Source organism: Mesorhizobium sp. 2RAF21 (assembly GCF_052115345.1).
GTDB classification, from domain to species: domain Bacteria; phylum Pseudomonadota; class Alphaproteobacteria; order Rhizobiales; family Rhizobiaceae; genus Mesorhizobium; species Mesorhizobium terrae.
On sequence record NZ_JBFRGM010000021.1, the window covers coordinates 43,893 to 61,642 of the forward strand.

General features: G+C 62.9%; 22 protein-coding genes. 6 read left to right on the plus strand and 16 right to left on the minus strand.

All coding sequences use genetic code 11. From position 1 onward, the window contains the following. Nucleotides 1–2 precede the first annotated feature (2 nt). The gene (locus tag AB4136_RS26995) at nt 3–545 is read right to left on the minus strand and encodes a nuclear transport factor 2 family protein (RefSeq protein ID WP_024924102.1); all 543 of its coding nucleotides are present in this window, start codon (nt 543–545) and stop codon (nt 3–5) included. A gap of 137 nt (nt 546–682) precedes the next feature. After that, nucleotides 683–1,414 carry an SDR family oxidoreductase gene (locus tag AB4136_RS27000; protein WP_024924103.1) on the minus strand — a complete coding sequence of 244 codons (732 nt, stop codon included), beginning with the start codon at nt 1,412–1,414 and terminating at the stop codon, nt 683–685. A gap of 99 nt (nt 1,415–1,513) precedes the next feature. Between AB4136_RS27000 and AB4136_RS27005 the strand changes: the two genes are divergently transcribed. Continuing rightward, a complete protein-coding gene (locus tag AB4136_RS27005; protein WP_024924104.1) occupies nt 1,514–2,443 on the plus strand; it encodes a LysR family transcriptional regulator in 930 nt (309 codons plus the stop codon). 18 nt (nt 2,444–2,461) lie between these two features. Here AB4136_RS27005 and tsf read toward each other — a convergent pair whose 3' ends face one another. The 6 genes from tsf to AB4136_RS27035 all read right to left on the minus strand — a co-directional run bounded on the left by tsf (nt 2,462) and on the right by AB4136_RS27035 (nt 6,461). Further along, nucleotides 2,462–3,382 carry a translation elongation factor Ts gene (gene tsf / locus AB4136_RS27010; RefSeq protein ID WP_024924105.1) on the minus strand — a complete coding sequence of 307 codons (921 nt, stop codon included), beginning with the start codon at nt 3,380–3,382 and terminating at the stop codon, nt 2,462–2,464. 120 nt (nt 3,383–3,502) lie between these two features. Further along, a complete protein-coding gene (gene rpsB, locus AB4136_RS27015; RefSeq protein WP_036255262.1) occupies nt 3,503–4,288 on the minus strand; it encodes a 30S ribosomal protein S2 in 786 nt (261 codons plus the stop codon). Nucleotides 4,289–4,292: 4 nt separating this feature from the next. Then, nucleotides 4,293–4,592, minus strand: coding sequence for a hypothetical protein (locus AB4136_RS27020; protein WP_137900716.1), 300 nt, complete (start codon nt 4,590–4,592; stop codon nt 4,293–4,295). Nucleotides 4,593–4,721: 129 nt separating this feature from the next. Continuing rightward, entirely contained in the window at nt 4,722–5,333 is a 612-nt protein-coding gene (locus AB4136_RS27025) for a LysE family translocator (protein WP_024924107.1), read from the minus strand. Then, the gene (locus AB4136_RS27030; RefSeq protein WP_024924108.1) at nt 5,330–5,608 is read right to left on the minus strand and encodes a DUF4031 domain-containing protein; all 279 of its coding nucleotides are present in this window, start codon (nt 5,606–5,608) and stop codon (nt 5,330–5,332) included. Before AB4136_RS27030 ends, AB4136_RS27025 begins: the two co-directional genes overlap by 4 nt. A 19-nt stretch (nt 5,609–5,627) precedes the next feature. Continuing rightward, nucleotides 5,628–6,461 carry a cell envelope integrity EipB family protein gene (locus AB4136_RS27035; protein WP_024924109.1) on the minus strand — a complete coding sequence of 278 codons (834 nt, stop codon included), beginning with the start codon at nt 6,459–6,461 and terminating at the stop codon, nt 5,628–5,630. A gap of 138 nt (nt 6,462–6,599) precedes the next feature. Here AB4136_RS27035 and AB4136_RS27040 point away from each other — a divergent pair, with 138 nt between their 5' ends. The 3 genes from AB4136_RS27040 to AB4136_RS27050 are packed head-to-tail and all read left to right on the plus strand — an operon-like array spanning nt 6,600 to nt 9,059. Next, nucleotides 6,600–7,064 carry a RidA family protein gene (locus tag AB4136_RS27040; protein WP_024924110.1) on the plus strand — a complete coding sequence of 155 codons (465 nt, stop codon included), beginning with the start codon at nt 6,600–6,602 and terminating at the stop codon, nt 7,062–7,064. Nucleotides 7,065–7,076: 12 nt separating this feature from the next. Beyond that, nucleotides 7,077–7,805, plus strand: coding sequence for a glycerophosphodiester phosphodiesterase (locus AB4136_RS27045; RefSeq protein ID WP_024924111.1), 729 nt, complete (start codon nt 7,077–7,079; stop codon nt 7,803–7,805). Nucleotides 7,806–7,847: 42 nt separating this feature from the next. Further along, nucleotides 7,848–9,059 (plus strand): GNAT family N-acetyltransferase, encoded by a 1,212-nt coding sequence (locus AB4136_RS27050; RefSeq protein ID WP_024924112.1) that lies wholly within the window; start codon nt 7,848–7,850, stop codon nt 9,057–9,059. Between the two features lie 117 nt (nt 9,060–9,176). Here the strand turns inward: AB4136_RS27050 and AB4136_RS27055 are convergent, their stop codons facing one another. Next, the gene (locus tag AB4136_RS27055) at nt 9,177–9,509 is read right to left on the minus strand and encodes a DMT family transporter (RefSeq protein ID WP_065997926.1); all 333 of its coding nucleotides are present in this window, start codon (nt 9,507–9,509) and stop codon (nt 9,177–9,179) included. A gap of 143 nt (nt 9,510–9,652) precedes the next feature. Between AB4136_RS27055 and AB4136_RS27060 the strand changes: the two genes are divergently transcribed. Beyond that, on the plus strand, nt 9,653–10,075 hold the full coding sequence (locus tag AB4136_RS27060) for an HIT family protein (RefSeq protein ID WP_024924114.1): 423 nt from the start codon (nt 9,653–9,655) through the stop codon (nt 10,073–10,075). A gap of 17 nt (nt 10,076–10,092) precedes the next feature. Here AB4136_RS27060 and AB4136_RS27065 read toward each other — a convergent pair whose 3' ends face one another. The 5 genes from AB4136_RS27065 to AB4136_RS27085 form a co-directional block, all read right to left on the minus strand. After that, complete coding sequence (locus AB4136_RS27065; protein WP_024924115.1) at nt 10,093–10,443, minus strand: AzlD domain-containing protein; 351 nt, start codon at nt 10,441–10,443, stop codon at nt 10,093–10,095. After that, entirely contained in the window at nt 10,440–11,180 is a 741-nt protein-coding gene (locus tag AB4136_RS27070) for an AzlC family ABC transporter permease (protein WP_051504897.1), read from the minus strand. Before AB4136_RS27070 ends, AB4136_RS27065 begins: the two co-directional genes overlap by 4 nt. A 146-nt stretch (nt 11,181–11,326) precedes the next feature. Beyond that, nucleotides 11,327–13,798: an ATP-dependent Clp protease ATP-binding subunit ClpA gene (gene clpA, locus AB4136_RS27075; protein ID WP_024924117.1), complete on the minus strand. Its 2,472-nt coding sequence runs from the start codon at nt 13,796–13,798 to the stop codon at nt 11,327–11,329. Between the two features lie 6 nt (nt 13,799–13,804). After that, a complete protein-coding gene (gene clpS, locus AB4136_RS27080; protein ID WP_024924118.1) occupies nt 13,805–14,131 on the minus strand; it encodes an ATP-dependent Clp protease adapter ClpS in 327 nt (108 codons plus the stop codon). A gap of 268 nt (nt 14,132–14,399) precedes the next feature. Then, entirely contained in the window at nt 14,400–14,729 is a 330-nt protein-coding gene (locus AB4136_RS27085) for a phasin family protein (protein ID WP_024924119.1), read from the minus strand. Nucleotides 14,730–14,985: 256 nt separating this feature from the next. On the opposite strand from AB4136_RS27085, the gene AB4136_RS27090 reads away from it, so the two are divergent. Beyond that, nucleotides 14,986–16,446 (plus strand): D-alanyl-D-alanine carboxypeptidase, encoded by a 1,461-nt coding sequence (locus AB4136_RS27090; RefSeq protein WP_024924120.1) that lies wholly within the window; start codon nt 14,986–14,988, stop codon nt 16,444–16,446. 37 nt (nt 16,447–16,483) lie between these two features. Here AB4136_RS27090 and AB4136_RS27095 read toward each other — a convergent pair whose 3' ends face one another. Together AB4136_RS27095 and AB4136_RS27100 are read right to left on the minus strand one after the other, a co-directional pair. Continuing rightward, on the minus strand, nt 16,484–17,179 hold the full coding sequence (locus tag AB4136_RS27095; RefSeq protein ID WP_024924121.1) for a DnaJ domain-containing protein: 696 nt from the start codon (nt 17,177–17,179) through the stop codon (nt 16,484–16,486). Between the two features lie 96 nt (nt 17,180–17,275). After that, a complete protein-coding gene (locus AB4136_RS27100) occupies nt 17,276–17,713 on the minus strand; it encodes a DUF1489 family protein (protein ID WP_024924122.1) in 438 nt (145 codons plus the stop codon). Nucleotides 17,714–17,750: the final 37 nt, after the last annotated feature.

A 17,750-nucleotide genomic window follows, 5' to 3' on the forward strand; every position in this document is an offset into this window, starting at 1 on the left:
GGTCAGCGGCCGGGCGTGGTTTTCACCCAGTCGCTGCCGCGTTCATGGGTCTTGTGGAAAGCGAAGGCATCGACCTTCCAGCCGTCGCCGCTGCGCACCATCTGATGCGTGTAGGTGCCCCACACTTCCCACAAGGGATCGCCATTGCCTTCCATGCGGTTCCAGGCGTAGCCGTTGGATTGCACGGTGGCGCGGTCGCCTTCAACGGTGACTTCGTGGTTGGTGCGCAGGTGCAGGCTGGTCTTGCTGCCCTTCAGATTGCCGGCCCAGCCGGCGATCAGGTCATCGGCGGGGATGGTGCTTTCGGGCTGGCCGCTGAGCGAGGAGAAATCGACCCGCACCCGGTCGGCGAAATAGCCGCGTGCACGCTTCCAGTCCTGCGCGTCGACGGCGCGGTCGATATGGTCGGCGATGCGGATCAGTGCCCGCTCCTCAGCAAGCACCCGCAGATCCGGGCTCGAAGGATTGGCCGAGGCGGCAATGCCGCCGGCTTCGGGAGCAGTAGCGACAGCGGCGTAGAGCGCAAGGCGCGTCAGGGTTTTCATGGTCTTTCCTCTCATCTGCATGGAATGGATGTTGAGCGACCTGTAGCGGCCCGTCGGTATCGTGGGCGCTGGTCGGTTGAAGGTTGTTGGTCAGTGCTTGGGTCTCGGGCCCGGAGCCGGGCGGTGGACGGCAAGGCTCAGAAGACGCCGCCGCCGGCGCCGACATTCTGCCCGCTGACCCAGCGCGCCGCGTCGCTGGCGAGGAAAGCAGCAACCTCGGCGACTTCCTGCGGGCTGCCGATGCGGTCGAATGGCGACATGCCGGCGGCAACCGCGCGATCCCGATCCGGCAAAAGCTCGGTGTCGGTGAAACCGGGGGAAATGGCGTTCACGGTGATGTTGCGCGGGCCGAGTTCGCGCGAAAGTACCCGCACGAACTGCTCGACCGCGCCTTTGCTGCCGAGATAAAGCGACGTCTGGCCGAAAAACATTTTGGTGCCGCCGGTGGAGGTGACGACGATGTGCCCGCCATCACGTACCCGCCGCGCCGCTTCCTGGAGGACGAAGAAGACGCCCTTGGTGTTGGTGTCGAAGACCCGGTCGTAATCCTCTTCGGTGCAATCGACGATGGACTTGATCACAGCAGTCGCCGCATTGGCCACGACGATGTCGGGCCGCTCGAATGCCGCTTCGGCCTCATCGAACAGGCGCCGGATGTCGGCCGGGCTTGCCATGTCGGCCTGGATCGCGATCGCGCTTCCGCCCCGTGCCTTGATGCCGTCGACGACTTCCCGCGCCCGGCTTTCGTTCTCGAGATAGTTGATGACGACGGCCGCGCCGCCCTCGGCCAGCCGCTCCGCGATGGCGCGGCCGATGCCGCGCGAACTTCCCGTCACCAGGGCGGTTTTTCCCTTGAATTGCATGGACATGACTTGCTCCTGCCTGATGTTCATGCAGGGAAGATGGAGCCCGGACGGCCATTTGATAATGTTGCTTTATCCGCATGCACTATGCGATATCGTTCATGAATGGATCGCGACCTGCTCAGCCACCTGCCCGTCATCATCGCCGTCGCCCGGCGCGGCGGTTTCGCTCCGGCCGCCGCCGCGCTCGGCATGAGCCCTTCGGCGGTGAGCCATGCCGTGCGGCTGGTCGAGGAGCGCATCGGTCAACCGCTTTTTGCCCGCACCACGCGCTCCGTCGCGCTGACGGAAGCCGGCCACGCGCTGCTCGCCACCGCCGGCCCGGCCCTTGACGACATCGCCGAGCGCCTGGAGCGCATCCGCGCCGTGAAAGGCCGTGTCGGCGGGCTTTTGCGCATCAACACCTCGCGCGTGGCGCTGACCATGGCGCTGATGCCGGTGCTGTCCGCCATGGCCGAACGCTATCCGGACGTGACCGTCGAGATCTTCACCGACGAGCGGCTGACCGACATTGTCGGCGAAGGTTTCGATGCGGGTGTGCGGCTGGGCGAGATGATCGCGCAGGACATGGTAACGGTGCGGCTGACGCCGCCGTTCCGCACGGCAATCGTCGCCTCGCCTGCCTATATCGGCCGCCACGGCAAACCGCGCAGCGCCGACGACCTCGCCAATCACAACTGCGTCGGCTACCGGCTGCTGCGCTCGGGCGCGCTCTATCGCTGGGATCTGATGGTGGACGGCAAGGATGTGAGCGTGGCCACGCGCGGCACGGCCGTAGTCACCGAACAGATGTCGGCCCGCGATCTCGCCGTTGCCGGCGTCGGGCTGGTCTACGGGCTGGAGCCGCTGATGCGCCCCGATATCGAGGCTGGCCGGCTGATCGAGGTTTTACGGGAAACCTCCGTCGAGGAGCCGGGGCTGTTCCTCTATTTCCCACGCCGCGCGGCGATGGCGCCGAAACTGCGCGCCTTCATCGACACCGCACAAGAAATCGGCCGGGCATCCTCGCGGACACCCGGCCGATCAATGGCTTAGAAGCAAAGCTTCCAGAGATTACTTCTTGACCGCTGCCGCGACTTCGGCGGCGAAATCGGTCTCTTCCTTCTCGATGCCTTCGCCGAGTGCAAAGCGCAGATAGGCGGTGATCTTCGCCGGCGCGCCGATTTCCTTCTCGGCTTCCTTCAGCGCCTGCTCGACAGTGACGTCGGGGTTCAGCACGAAGGCCTGCTTGAGCAGCACGACTTCCTCGTAGAACTTGCGCAGGCGGCCTTCGACCATCTTCTCGATGATGTTTTCCGGCTTGCCCGAAGCGCGCGCCTGGTCGGAGAAGATCGCCTTCTCGCGCTCGATGGCGGCCGGGTCGAGGGCGTCGATGTCGAGCGACTGCGGGTTGGTGGCCGCGACATGCATGGCAACCTGACGGGCAAAGGCGCTGGCCTTGTGCGCGTCGCCGGCGGTCTCGATGGCGACCAGAACGCCTAGCTTGCCGAGATTGTCGGCAACGGCGTTGTGGATGTAGGTGGCGACCGCACCCTGCGAGACGGTCAGCTTGTCGGAACGACGGAAGCCGAGGTTTTCGCCGATGGTGCCGACCGCGTCCTTGATCGTGTCGGTGACGCTCTTGTCGGAGCCCGGATATTTGGCATTGGCGACGGCTTCGGTCTTGCCATAGGCCAGCGCGACCTTGGAGACGTTGGCGACGATCTGCTGGAAGGCGTCGTTGCGCGCCACGAAATCGGTCTCGGAATTGACTTCGACGACCGCGGCTTCGCGCACGCCGGCGTCGACACCGATCAGGCCTTCAGCCGCGGTGCGGCCGGCCTTCTTGTCGGCCTTGGCAATGCCCTTCTTGCGCAGCCAGTCGACCGCCGCTTCCATATCGCCGTTGGTCTCGGCCAGGGCCGCCTTGCAGTCCATCATGCCCGCGCCGGTGAGGTCGCGCAGTTCTTTGACCTGTGCTGCTGAAATGCTCATTGTCGCCTCTTTGTTTCGCAATAGGGCTGGCGCACCATCGAACTTTCGATGATGCGCCGCATTCAAGCGCTTAACGCGCCAAGATATGAAATTGATGAAGGCCTGAAGCGGCCTTCCTGCTTAGGCTTCCGGGGTTTCGCCGGCCGGGGTCTCGCCGAGAGCCGGCTCGACCGGAGCTTCCGCCGAAGCGCCGACGTCGACGCCGAGCGCGCCCTGCTGACGGGCGATGCCGTCGATGGCAGCCTTGGCGATCAAGTCGCAATAGAGCTGGATCGCGCGGGCGGCGTCGTCATTGCCGGGGATCGGGAAGTCGATCTTGTCCGGATCGCAGTTCGAATCGATGATGGCGACGACCGGAATGCCGAGGCGCTTGGCCTCGAGAATCGCGTTCGCTTCCTTGTTGGTGTCGATCACGAACATCAGATCCGGGGTCGAGCCCATGTCCTTGATGCCGCCGAGAGCCTTGTTGAGCTTCTCGCGCTCACGGTCGAGGTTCAGGCGCTCCTTCTTGGTGAAGCCCTGGGCTTCGCCGCCGGAGAGCAGGTCGTCGAGCTTGCGCAGACGCTGGATCGAGTTCGAGATCGTCTTCCAGTTGGTCAGCATGCCGCCGAGCCAACGCGAGTTGACGTAATACTGGGCCGAACGCTGGGCCGCATCGGCAACGATGTCCGAAGCCTGGCGCTTGGTGCCGACGAACAGCACACGGCCGCCGCGGGCGACGGTGTCGGAAACCTGCTTGAGCGCCTGGTGCAGCAGCGGCACCGTCTGCGACAGGTCGATGATGTGGACGTTGTTGCGGGCGCCGTAGATGTAGGGCGCCATCTTCGGGTTCCAGCGGTGGGTCTGGTGGCCGAAGTGAGCACCAGCTTCGAGAAGCTGACGCATGCTGAAATCTGGCAGAGCCATTCTTTTAGTTCCTTTCCGGTTGACCTCCACGGGCATTTGACGGTTTTGGGAAAACCGGATCGAAAGCATGTCGCTTTTCGGGGTTCGCCTTGACCGCCACCGGAGGTTTCAGCCGGATTTCTCCCGGACAGACACCAAAACCCGTGTGTGGAATGGTCGCGCCTATAACCGTGTTGCAGCGCAAAAGCAAGCGATAGCGCCAAAAACCGGCCATGTGCCGGCGACGGCATTGGCGCAACAGTTCGCGCTTGGCAAAAACGTACACGAAACCTGCATTAGCCGGCCCTGAAATCAAATCCCGCATGAATTTTGATTCTATTGGCTATTTCACCATCTCAAGGACGGGTTTCTGCCGACATTCTACAGATGCGCATGGGTCCGGCCGGCGCCGTAGAAGACCCCGATCCCGATCGACGTGCTGTTCGCCTTCATCTCAACGCGCGGCGATCAATGCTCCGGTGCCGATCATGGCGCCGCCGGCCACGCGGTTCATCAGCCGCATGCGCGACGGCACCCGGAACCAGCGCGAGGCGCGCCCGGACAAGGCCGCGTAAAAGCCCATGGTGAGGATGTTGACCGAGATCACCACGGCCACGACCAGAACGCCGTCGGCGAAGGTCATGGTGTTGAGGTTGAGGATCAGCGGCATGATCGAGGCATGGAACAGGATAGCCTTGGGATTGCCGAGCGCGATGGACGCGCCGAGGAAGAAGGAGCGCGCAAACCGCGTCTCCCCCTTGCCGCTTTCGTCGGCGCTGGCAGCCGCCGCTCGCCACATCCTGATGCCGAGATAGACCAGATAGGCCGCGCCCGCATATTTAACGACGAGAAAAACCCATTCGAAGGTCTGCGCCAAGGCGACCAGGCCAAGCAAAGCCAGCGTAACCAGCACAGCATCGCCTGCCGCCACGCCGAGACCGGTCGTGAAAGCGCGCATGAAGCCGCGCGTAACGCCATTGGTGATGACGGCGAACATCGCCGGACCGGGCGTCATCGCCGCCAGCGTGGCGGCCATGCAATAGGCAAGCAATGCTGTCGGCGTCATTTTCTCACCTTCCCGTTCCTGATCCGCACGCGCCGGAAAATCGCGACGATCTCCTCGCGGCTGCACTCGACGGCGCCGAGACGGACGGCGCGATCGCGTTCGAAGCCAGTAATATCGTAGTGTGGAGCCGATGTCTTGGGCGGCCCCTGATAGGACGAGCGTTTGACGCCGAGCTCGGCGGCGAACCGGTGCAGTTCGTCGGTATCGTCGGCCATGAGATGGCACCAGCGGTGCCCTGCCCACTTCCATATCGCCGCATCGACATAGACAGCCATGAGCCGGCCGCGACGCCCGCTACTGGTTGCAGGGCTTCTGAGCCGGCAGATCGAACAGCGACAGGTTGACGAGCTTGCCGGTCATCGAGAAGTCGCCGTAATCCATCGTCAGGTCGCGCGTCAGGCCGTTTTCATGCAGCTTGAAGGAGATGCGGTATTCCGGCAGCTCCTCGCCGCTCTCCTTGTTGGTCTCGTCGAAATAGGCAATGTCGACGGGCCAGTATTTGTCCTTGGCGAAGCTGGCGAGCGCCGGCCGCTCCGGATCGTCGGTTGCAACGGTCGACGGCTTTCCGACCACCACGGTCGTGGTCATCACCTTGTCGGCGGCATCGGAACCGTCGAACAGGTTGGTTTCATAGAAGGTTTCGCCCTTCTCGGCCTTGCCGATCAATTCCACCAGATGCTGGGTCGGAAACTGGGTGAGTTTCAGTTCCAGCGTCTTCTTGTCCGGCCTGTCGAGCTCGACCTTGAGGTCCTTGGCTTCCTTGGTGGCGGTACCCTTCACTTCCTTGTCGAGGTTCTGGTCGACAAAGGATTTCGTCACGAAGGAGAAGGTCTTGCCCTGCGCGTCCTCGAAGGTGGTCGTCTGCTGGTCGGTCAGCCTGGTGTTGTCGTTCGTCGCGATCTGCGTGACGAAGCGGAACTTCACCGTATAGCCTTCGCAGGGCGAGCCGTTGAATTCATAGACCATGCGGCCGGACAGCCCGGTGATGCCGGACCGGTCGGAAGCCTTGTTCAGCGCCAGGTCATAGACGGCGCGGTGCGGCTGCAGCGTTGGCACGGCGAAGGCAGGCACCGCCGGCAGCACTGCGGAGAGCAGAAGGGCACTCTGGAAAAGGCGCGTGACGCGCATGGGCGGCTCCGGTCGGCGCGGCTGACGGCATGCCGCACGAAAGATGATCGACATCGAAAAAAGTCGTGGCGGAAGCGTGTCAAACATTGCAGGTTCGACCCAGCCGACGCCGGCACGTTCAAGCAATAAGGAATTACCATGGGCGAAACAATCGAAAAGCGGCTAAGCGAACTCGGCATCACCCTGCCGGCCGCCGCTGCACCCGCCGCCAACTACGTTCCGTTCGCGCGTTCCGGCAATCTTCTGCTCACCGCCGGCCAGTTGCCATTGAAGGATGGCAAGCTGGTCGCCACCGGACTGCTCGGCCGCGACGTCGATGTCGCCACCGGCAAGGAAGCCGCCAAATATTGCGCGGTCAACATTTTGGCGCAGGCCAAGGCCGCGCTCGGCGACCTCGAAAAAATCCGCCGCATCGTCAAGATCACGGTCTTCGTCGCCTCGACGCCGGATTTCGTCGAACAGCACCTCGTTGCCAATGGCGCTTCCGATCTTCTGGCGGCTGTCCTCGGCGACAAGGGCAAGCACGCACGCTCGGCCGTGGGCAGCGCCTCGCTGCCGCTCAACGCCCCGGTCGAAATCGAAGCGATCCTGGAAGTCGAGTAAGCCGGGCCCATCATGACCGACATTTCCTGGCTGACCGCCCGTCCGATCGCGCATCGCGGCTTTCACGATCTCAACAACAAGCGTTGGGAGAACACGCTTTCCGCCTTCTCCGCCGCCATCGAGCGCGGTTATGCGATCGAATGCGACGTGCATCTCAGCGCCGACGGCGTGCCGATCGTCATCCACGACGACGATCTGCGCCGGCTGACCGGCACCGAAGGCTTCGTCTGGCAGCGCACCGCCGCCGAGATGGCACAATTGCGCATCGGTGGCACCGGCGACCATCCGCCGACGCTGAAGGAAATGCTCGATCTCGTCGACGGCCGCGTGCCGCTGGTGGTCGAGATCAAGGGCGTTCCCGGTCACGATGCCGGTCTGGTCAAGGCGGTCGGGCGCCTGCTCAAGCGTTATGACGGCCAGGTTGCCATCATGTCGTTCGACCACTGGCTGATCCGTGAATTCTCGACCGAGGCGCCCGGCATTCCCGGCGGTTTGACCGCTTACGGCACCGGCAACCACGAAATCGAGGCGCATTTTGCCATGCTGGCGCACGGCATCGCCTTCACTTCCTATGCCGCCGGAGACCTGCCGAACCGCTTCGTCTCCTTCGTGCGCGGAAAACTGGCGATGCCGGTGATCACCTGGACCATCCGCGACCAGCCGGCCATCGATCTGACCTTCAAATATGCCGACCAGATGACGTTCGAGGGTTTCGAACCCGATCCCGTCCGCATCGCTTGATGGCATCTTGCACCCGGCCCGATGGACCATAAGTAACAGGCCATGGACCAGGGCAACGACGCGGGCGAACACAATGAGGCGGGCTATGCCGTGCGCATAGCCGCCGGCATCAACGCCTTCACCCGCGACGAATGGAACGGTTTTTTCGGCACAACCAGAACATCGAAAGCCGGCTATAACCCTTTCGTTTCCTTCGATTTCCTGAGTGCTTTGGAAGAATCCGGCTGCGCCGTGCCGCGCACCGGCTGGCAGGGCCATCACCTGCGCCTGGAAGCCGACGGCAAGCTGCTGGGCGCGGTGCCCTGCTACGCAAAATCGCACAGCCAGGGTGAATATGTCTTCGATCATGGCTGGGCCGACGCGTTCGAACGCGCCGGCGGCCACTATTATCCCAAGCTGCAATGCTCGGTGCCGTTCACGCCGGCCACCGGCCCTCGTTTGCTGGTCTCGCATGGCGAGGATGCAGGCACCGTAAAAGCCGGGCTGGCGGCGGGATTGAAGCTCGTTACCGAGCAGCTCGGCGTGTCGTCGGCCCATGTCACTTTCGCCGGCGAAGACGATGTCGCAACGCTGGAAGCCGCCGGTTTCCTGCATCGCACCGACCAGCAGTTCCATTTCTTCAACGAAGGATATGGCTGCTACGACGACTTCCTGGCCACGCTGGCGTCACGTAAGCGCAAGGCACTGAAGAAGGAGCGCCGCGAAGCGCTGGGTAACGGCATCACCATCGAGCGGCTGACGGGCAAGGACATCACCGAACGCGCCTGGGACGATTTCTTCGCCTTCTACATGGATACCGGCGGGCGCAAATGGGGCCGTCCCTATCTCAACCGCCGCTTTTTCTCGCTGATCGGCGAACGCATGGCAGACGACATCCTGCTGGTGATGGCCAAACGCAATGGCCGCTACATCGCCGGCGCGATCAACTTCATCGGCTCCGACACGCTTTATGGGCGCAACTGGGGCTGTATCGAGGACCATCCCTTCCTGCATTTCGAGGTCTGCTACCATCAGGCCATCGACTTCGCGATCGAACGCAAGCTGAAGGTGGTCGAGGCCGGCGCGCAAGGCGAGCACAAGCTGGCCCGCGGCTACCGGCCGGTGACGGTTCATTCGGCGCACTACATCGCCCATCCGGGCCTGCGGCGCGCGGTGGCCGACTATCTGGCGCGCGAGCGCCGTGAAGTGGCGGCGATGGGCGATTATCTCGACGACCACACACCATTCCGCAAAAGCGAGCCGGTGGCGGATTAAATCGCGTAGACGGCTAAGTCACTCTCATTACGTCATTCCGGGTTCCGCTGCGCGGCCCCGGAATGACGTAAATCGGGGCCGATCGCGCCTTATGTGGACCCTAACCGTTCACACGTCCTAGTGGACGAGCGTCTTGGAAAACAGATTGATCACCACTACGCCTGCCATGATCAGCCCCATGCCGATCACGGCCGGCAGATCGAGCGCCTGGCGAAACCAGATCCAGCCGATGGCGGTGATGAGCACGATGCCGGCCGCGCACCACAGCGCATAGACAATGCCGACCGGCATGGTGCGCAAAGGCAGCGACAGGAAATAGAAGGCGAAGGCATATCCCGTCACCACGACTAGCGACGGCCCGAGCCGGGTGAACCCTTGCGTCTCCTTGAGCGCGGTGGTGGCAACCACCTCGAACAGGATCGCGACGATGAGGTAGAGATAGTTTCGCAGCATCTTTTCCGGTGCCTGATTTCGTGCAACGACGCATAGACTAGTGAAGCTTCGACGCCGACATTTGCCCAAACCATCGTCCCAGTGGGATACAAATGTCGGAATCCAACCACCGGCCGTAAAAACAGCACGAGAGGCATGTCATGAGCTATGACGATACCAACATCTTCGCCAAGCTGCTGCGCGGCGAAATCCCTTCGCATCGCGTCTATGAGGACGATGCGGTCATCGCCTTCATGGATGTCATGCCGCAGGGGGTAGGCCATACGCTGGTGGTGCCGCGCGCGCCATCGCGCAACCTGCTCGACGCCGATCCGGCGACGCTCGCCCCCCTCTTCGCCGTCACCCAGAAGATCGCCCATGCCGTGAAAAAGGCTTTCGCAGCCGACGGCGTAACCGTCATGCAGTTCAACGAGCCGGCTTCGGGCCAGACCGTCTACCACCTGCATGTTCATGTCGTCCCCCGCTTCGAAGGCGTGCCGTTGAAGCCGCATACCGGAGGAATGGAGAAGCCCGAGGTGTTGGCGGCTAACGCGGAGAAGATCAAGGCGGCGCTGGCGGGCTGACCCGCCGGCGCAACGGGTCAGAGAGGCAGATAGAGGCCCAGCGCCAGCACCATTTCGGCCGTCAAAATGCCCACGACCATGCGCTTGCCGGAGGCGAGGTAGACGGCGAAACCGAGGGCGGCAGCCGCGACGCGCAAGATCGCCGGGGTATGAGCCAGCGCTCCGCCCGGAAAGACAATCAGATTGCCGATGACGGCGGCCACCAGCGCCGTCGCCATTGTGCGGACCAGCACCAGGAGATCGGAATCCTCGGAGAGCCTGCCGCCGAGATAGACACCGAGGAAGCGCCAGAAATCCGTTGCCGCGAAACCGGCGACGAGGATGAACAGATAGGGCCACCACCAGGCATTGTTGCCGAAAAAGCTCATGCGGCGCGCGCCTTGCGCCGCCACCGATGCCAGCCATAAGCCGCCGTGCCACCGACCAGTCCGGCCGCCAGGAGATCCAGTTTCGGCACCAGGACATGGAAGAGCGGCCCGAGACCGAGGCCGAGAACCATGGCGAGATGCCCTGCCCGCTCGCGCGCCGAGCCCCATAGCGAGGTCAGGAAATACATCGGTGTCAGCAAAAGCAGCATCGCCGATACGGTCGACGGGAGCCTGTCCGCCACGGCATAGACGGTGGCGACCACGATCATGTTCGTCAAAACCAGCGTGCTGCCGAGCCCGGCGTAATAGGTCGCGCGCATGTCGCGCGGAATATGCCTCAGGCGTTCCATCGCCAGCACCCAGGAGGTAACAGCGACAAAATGCGAAAGCAGATAAAGCACCCACGGCCGGGTTTTGTCGGCGCGCATCTCGGGCAAAAGCGCCATCACCATCGGCATCAGGCGTATGGCCGACAAAGTCACGGCGAGCATCGCCGCCGGCAGGATCGCTCCGGACACAATGGCGCCCACCAGCACGACCATGGACGGCAATGCCCAGACGATGCCTGTCATGAACACGGCCTGCGCCGCCGTCACGCCCGCATCCTTCGCCAGGGCTGCGAAACCGACGAAAGAGCTGACGAGGATCAGACCAGGAAGCGAGAACGCGCCGCGCATGCCTTTCAGATACCAGGCCCTTCGCCGGTATATGGAGCGGTGCGTGGTTTGGTCTGGCATCGGCCTTCGCGACTAGCACAGGCCCGGTGGCGGCGCAAAGCTGGCCAGTAGGTCCAGACATGTGGTCGGGGTGGATTCGCGACATCGATCCGCCAATAAAAAAGCCCCGTTGCCGGGGCTTTTTTCATTGATGTGGCTTGGGCAAATCAGCCCTTGCGCGGAAGTTGCGGCACAAGGCTGCGCTTGCCGCCGTCCTTGCCCTTCGGCTCCGGCTTTGCCGTCGCTGCCTTCTTGGCAACCGCCTTCTTGGCCGGCGCCTTGCGCGGCTTCGGCGTCTCTTCTTCCTCCGGCTCCTTCTTCGGCTTGACCGGCGCCTCGTCGGCGAGCGTTTCAAGCTTCAGACCGGTCTCGCCGGTTTCCTTCTTCTCGACGGTGACGCGCACCGTGCCGCCATGCTTGAGCTTACCGAACAACACCTCGTCAGCCAGCGGCTTCTTGATGTGCTCCTGGATGACACGGCCAAGCGGACGCGCACCCATGCGTTCGTCGTAACCCTTTTCGGCCAGCCAGGCGATCGCCTCGGGCGACAGGTCGAAGGTGACGCCACGCTCGGAAAGCTGGGCTTCGAGCTGCATGACGAACTTCTGCACGACCTGATGCACCACCGGCACCGGCAGCGAGCCGAACGGGATGATGGCATCGAGGCGGTTGCGGAATTCCGGCGTGAACAGCCGGTTGATCGCCTCGACGTCGTCACCTTCGCGCTTGGTCGAGCCGAAGCCGATCGCCGCCCGCTGCGCATCCGACGCGCCCGCATTGGTGGTCATGATCAGGATGACATTGCGGAAGTCGATCGACTTGCCGTTATGGTCGGTCAGCTTGCCGTGGTCCATCACCTGCAACAGGATGTTGAACAGGTCCGGATGCGCCTTTTCGACTTCGTCGAGCAAGAGCACGCAGTGCGGATGCTGGTCGACGCCGTCGGTCAGGAGACCGCCCTGGTCGAAGCCGACATAGCCGGGAGGCGCGCCGATCAGCCGCGAGACGGTGTGGCGTTCCATATATTCCGACATGTCGAAGCGCAGCAGTTCGACGCCGAGCGAGGCGGCGAGCTGCTTGGCGACCTCGGTCTTGCCGACGCCGGTCGGGCCCGAGAACAGGTAGGAGCCGATCGGCTTCTCCGGTTCGCGCAGGCCGGCACGCGCCAGCTTGATCGCCGAGGTCAAGGCGGTGATCGCTGTATCCTGGCCGTAAACGACACGCTTCAGCTCGACATCAAGGCCGGCCAGAACCTTCTCGTCGTCGGCCGAGACGGTTTTTGGCGGAATGCGCGCCATCGTGGCGATGGTCTGCTCGATCTCCTTGATGCCGATCGTCTTCTTGCGCTTCGGCTCGGGCAGCAACATCTGCGAGGCGCCGGTCTCGTCGATGACGTCGATCGCCTTGTCCGGCAGCTTGCGGTCGTTGATGTAGCGGGCCGAAAGCTCAACCGACGCCTTGATCGCCTCAGCGGTGTACTTGACCTTGTGGAACTCCTCGAAATAGGGCTTGAGGCCCTTCATGATCTCGATGGCGTCCTCGACGGTCGGCTCGTTGACGTCGATCTTCTGGAAGCGCCGCACCAGCGCGCGGTCCTTTTCGAAGAACTGGCGGAACTCCTTGTAAGTCGTTGAGCCGATGCAACGAATCGCTCCCGACGAAAGCGCGGGCTTCAACAGGTTCGAGGCGTCCATCGCCCCGCCCGAAGTGGCGCCTGCGCCAATCACGGTATGGATCTCGTCGATGAACAGGATCGCACCGGGATAATCCTCGAGCTCCTTGACGACCTGCTTCAGACGCTCCTCGAAATCGCCGCGATAGCGCGTGCCGGCCAAAAGCGTGCCCATGTCGAGCGCGAAGATGGTGGCGTCCGCCAGCACTTCCGGCACATCGCCTTCAACGATGCGCTTGGCCAGGCCCTCCGCGATCGCCGTCTTGCCGACGCCGGGGTCGCCGACATAGAGCGGATTGTTCTTGGAGCGGCGGCACAGCACCTGGATGGTGCGGTTGATCTCCGGCGCGCGGCCGATGAGCGGATCGATACGCCCGGCCTTGGCCTTGTTGTTGAGGTTGACGCAATAGGCAGTCAGCGCGTCCTGCTGCTTCTTCTTGCCGCTTTCTTCCTGCTGCTCGGCGCCGCCGCTGCCACCACCTTGCTCATCCTCGGCGCCGCGTGGCGTGCGGCCCTCCGACGCGCCGGGGCGCTTGGCGATGCCATGCGAGATGTAGTTGACCGCGTCGTAGCGGGTCATCTGCTGTTCCTGCAGGAAATAGGCGGCATGGCTCTCGCGCTCGGCGAAGATCGCGACGAGTACGTTGGCGCCGGAAACTTCCTCGCGGCCGGACGATTGCACGTGGATGACGGCGCGCTGGATGACGCGCTGGAACCCTGCCGTCGGCTTGGAATCCTCGTCATATCCGGTGACGAGATTGTCGAGTTCGGTGTCGATGTAGGTCAAAACTGTCTGTTTCAACTCGTCCAGATCGACATTGCAGGCGCGCATGACCGCGGCCGCCTCGTTGTCGTCGATCAGGGCAAGCAGAAGATGTTCGAGCGTCGCATATTCATGGTGACGTTCGTTGGCGAAGGTCAGCGCCTGATGAAGCGCCTTTTCCAGGCCCTGGGAGAAAGCCGGCATGTTACCTCACTTCTTCTCCATCACGCATTGCAGCGGATGTTGGTTCTGTCGGGCGAAGTCCATGACCTGAGACACCTTGGTCTCGGCCACTTCGTAGGTATAGACCCCGCACTCGCCCACGCCGTGATTGTGGACATGGAGCATGATGCGCGTGGCAGCCTCGCGGTCCTTCTGGAAGAAACGCTCCAGAACGTGGACCACGAACTCCATCGGGGTGTAGTCGTCGTTGAGGATCAGAACCCGATAGAGGCTGGGCTTCTTGGTCTTGGTTTTGGTGCGCGTGATAACGGCTGTGCCGCGACCGACACCATTGCCGTCGCTGCCGTTCTGCATCCGCGCCACATCTGTTGTGGCAGTCTTACCGGTGGTCACGTATTTCTGCCTCTGGATCGAATCCCCGTACGAACCCGACATGTAGGGTATCGATGCAGGATTTTAAGCCCTTCTGGTTAGCTGACAATATGGCTAGGTCCTCAATCAGCGCCGTTTTTTGCAATCGTGAATTGGTCGCAGGCATGCGCATAAAAAAAACCCGGCCGCGCAGAGGCAGCCGGGCTCGTTGGGCGGGTATCCGAACCCGCAAACCGGAAGATGACGATGTTTACTTCGCCTGCGCGACGGCCGATTCGAACGGCTTGTAGGCGTCCTTGGCGAGATCGGCGTAGAGTTCGCTGATCTTGGTGGCCTCGGCGACGAAAGCCTCATAGGCGTTCTTCACATAGTCGGCCTGGATCTCGACGGCGCTTTCCAGCGACTTGGCCGAAAACAGCTTTTCGACATGGGCGGCGCCATTTTCGAAGCTTTTCTTGGTGTATTCGGTCGCCTCAGTGGCGATCGCCTGAGCGCCCTTCGAAAGCGAAGCAAAGCTCTTCAGGCCGGTATCGGCGAATTCCTTGCTGTATTTGGTGAAATCCTCGTAGGTCTGGCTCATCGGGCATTCCTTTCACGGCGGATTGGTTGTGCGATGCGCAACTTCTATGTTGCAGCGCACAAAAAGTCAATCGCCAGCACCGTGCGCCACGGTTCCTAAAATCTGAATAAAGCTCGTCTCAACAGCCGCCAAAATGATGAACGGGACGGTTACCATAAACGGATTGGTAACGAGCCTTAAGTAATTTGACCGAATGCGGGGCCGGACCTTTGCCGGTCCCCTGGGGTGCAATCAAAATTCATCAAAGGAAGCAGCAGTGCGTCAGGCGTTCAAAGGCATCGTGTCCAATTCGGTCTCTCTTCTCAAAACTTCCATGGTGGCCACGCTCGCGCTGACATTCGCGGCGGCAAGCATCGCGCCTGCCATGGCGGCCCCCTCTTCGGCGATCGTGGTGGATGCCAAGACCGGCAAGACGCTCTACGCCAAGGACGCCAATGCGCGCCGCTATCCGGCGTCGCTGACCAAGATGATGACGCTGTACCTGACCTTCGAAGCACTCAAGGCCGGCCGCATCAGCAAGAATTCGCCGGTCGTCTTCTCGGCCAGGGCCGCGGCCGAACCGCCGACCAAGCTTGGCGTGCGCAAGGGTGGCTCCGTCACGGTCGAGACCGCCATCCTTTCCATGGTCACCAAATCGGCAAACGATTCCTCGACCGCGCTTGCCGAGATGCTGGGCGGCACGGAAGCCAATTTCGCCCGCATGATGACGTCCAAGGCGCGTGCGCTCGGCATGAAGGGCACGGTGTTCCGCAACGCCAACGGCTTGCCGGACCCCGGCCAGTTCACCACCGCTCAGGACATGGCCACCCTCGGCATGGCGCTGCGCGAACATTTCCCGCAGTATTATGGCTACTTCTCGACCCGGTCGTTCGCCTACGGCAAGCGCCAGATCAACGGCCACAATCGCCTGCTCGGCCGCATCAAGGGTGTTGACGGCATCAAGACCGGCTACACCCGCGCATCCGGGTTCAACCTGGTTTCCTCGGTCAATGACGGCAACCGCAAGCTAGTCGCGGTTGTGATGGGCGGCACCTCTGGCGCTTCGCGCGACAACCAGATGGCGAAGCTCATCCAGTCCTACCTGCCGGAATCGTCGACCCGTGGTTCCGGTCCGATCGTTGCGCGTGCATCGAACGACACTGCGGTTGCCGCGCTCTCCAACGCGCTGCTGCCCAAGAAGAACGCCCCGACGCCCGAGGAAAAGCCGGAGACCGTCGTAGCCTCCGCTGACGAAGCCGTGGCCGACGAGGAAGTCGCCGAGGACGCAGTGGTCGAGGAAGCCCCGGCCAAGCCGTCGCGCAAGGACAAGAAGGTGATCGCGGCGGCGGTACCCGTCACCGCGTCGGCAGCCTCTGCGCCGATCCCGGCCGAGCTTCCGGTCGTGCAGGCCTATGCCGCCGAAGAAACGCCGATCGACCGTCTGATGACCGCCTCGACCGCCGACAATTCGGCCGCGGCCAGCACCAGCGCCTCCGGTGCCTGGGCCGTGCAGATCGCGTCGGCGCCGCGCGAGGCCGATGCCAAGGCACAGCTCGACAAGGTCGCCAAACAGGCCGGCCGCGTGCTGGCCAAGGCCTCCGGCTTCACCGTCGCCTTCGACAAGGACGGCACCACCTATTATCGCGCCCGCTTCGGTTTCGAGACCAAGGAAGCGGCGTGGAAGGCCTGCAACGCATTGAAGCGGAAGAGCATCTCCTGCTTCGCAGTACAGCAGTGAGTGGATTTCTCCCGGAAACGTACCGAATCGAAGGAGTTCAGTGGTGATTGGAGAGCAGGACGTCCTTGGCTTCATTGATCCGCGCCGCCAGGAACGACGCGTTTCCGACATCGGGGTGCAGGCGCTGCATCAGGCGGCGGTGCGCCTTGCGGACATCCGTCGCGGCGGCGCCCGTTTCAAGACCAAGGATCTTGTAGGCCTCCTCCTTAGTCATGGCGCCCGGACCTGGCGCAATACGCAGCCCCTCGCCACGATACGTCTGCGTGTCGAGGCGCCAGACGGGAAATCGGCCGTCAAGATACGCCTCTAGCAACTGGCGGCTGTCGGCATCGACGGCCAGTTCGCGGTAGAGACGGCCCAGTTCCGTCAAATTCATCGCCCCCAGCATGCGCCCTTCGCTGAGGCCGGCAAGCACGAGACCTTCGAGCCGTCCCGTGTCGTGATCGAGTTCCATTTCCAGGGCAGCCGTCCGCACGATGGATTGGCGGGCGATCAGCGGCAGTGATTTGGCTTGCCTGCGCAGTAGCGCGTAGAGCCCGGCCGCGACGGCCAGAATGAGCAATCCCATCCCGGTGCGGCCAATAGCGAGAATTCCAGCGCCGGCGGCGCCCAGCCCCACCGGCAGGGCAATGCGGACATTGGCTGCAACGGCCCTGGGATCGGCGCGCAAAAACAGCCCCGCCATGCCCAGTACAGCAAGCAACACCGCAATCATCGCGATCGCAATCGCCATGGCCGACCACCTTGGTTAACTGCAGTGTAGCGCGATCCGGGCGCCGTACCAATATTCGACTAACGGTCGCGCGGCGGGATGCTTCCCGCGTGACCTTCAGAGCAATCCGAGTTCGGCGAGTTCCTGCCTGAGTTTTGGCGGCATCTCCGCCCAACCGACCCTGCCCTTGCCGAGATCGGCCGGCGCATCGGCGGGCTTCAGATAACGCCAGCCCTGGAAGGCGCGGCGCGGCTGCCATTCGGTACGCGTAACGATCGGATCAAGCACCAGATGGCAGCGGCCGATGCCCTCGGCGTCGGTGAACGGCCGGATTTCGGTGATCAGCTGCCGGCACTGCACGCTGCCCTTGATGACCCAGTAGAGCGATCCGCCGTCAACGATCTCGGCGGCGCGCGTCGGCACCATGCGCGTGGTATGATATTGCTCGACGGGCTCGCCGGCCCGCCGTCTCTCGTCGAGCCGGAAGACAATCCACTCCTCCAGATCCTCGACGCTGTCGCAGCCGACGCAAAGCTTGATGAGATTGAGAGACATGGCTGGAAGGTAGTACGCTGGCCGGCAGGGTCAACGG